Origin of the sequence: Aquabacterium sp. UBA2148, assembly GCF_002328915.1 — a bacterium.
Classification (GTDB): Bacteria; Pseudomonadota; Gammaproteobacteria; order Burkholderiales; family Burkholderiaceae_C; genus Aquabacterium; species Aquabacterium parvum.
Genome location: NZ_DCXA01000170.1, coordinates 1 through 561, shown reverse-complemented (window position 1 = coordinate 561; position 561 = coordinate 1). Strand labels below are relative to the sequence as shown.

Here is a 561-nt window from a genome sequence, read left to right as displayed (position 1 = left end):
CAGCGCATCCACCACGCCATGGACAACCACAGCCTGCGACCGATGGCGCCCCTGACCTACGACGGCGAGGCGCGCATCCGCGAGGACATGGTCCAGGACGTGACGCGGCGCCAGCTCAAGGCCGAGGCCGTGCTGCGCCTGACCAATGCACAGCGCCTGACCCTGGGCAGCCACTGGGCCAGCGACGACCACGACGCCACCAACCACCTGAGCAGCGAAGCCTGCATCGACTTCGGCGTGCCCATGTGCTTTCAGCAGGACCCGGGCCTGCAGCCCTACTACCAGGTGCGCCAGCGCAAAACCGGCTTGTACGCTGAATGGAGCCTGGACCTCGACGCCTGGCAGCTGACGCTGGGCAGCCGCCGCGACCAGGTGGACACGCGCACTGGCGCGATCCGCAGCTTCGCGGTGAACCCCGTGGCCAAGTCCGGCGAAAACGGTCGCAGCGAACACGAGCTGAGCCAGCACGTCGCGCGCCTGAGCTGGCAGCTGGCCGATGCCTGGCGCACGCACCTGGCCTGGGGCCAGTCGCAGCGGGCGCCCGACCCCATCGAGGTGGGC

Annotated in this window: 1 protein-coding gene; it reads left to right on the top strand. The window is 69.9% G+C overall.

Annotation, left to right across the window (positions count from 1 at the left end; translation table 11 throughout):
* Positions 1-561: TonB-dependent receptor domain-containing protein (locus tag B2W70_RS09475; RefSeq protein ID WP_286745146.1), on the top strand; the 561-nt coding region annotated here is incomplete at both ends.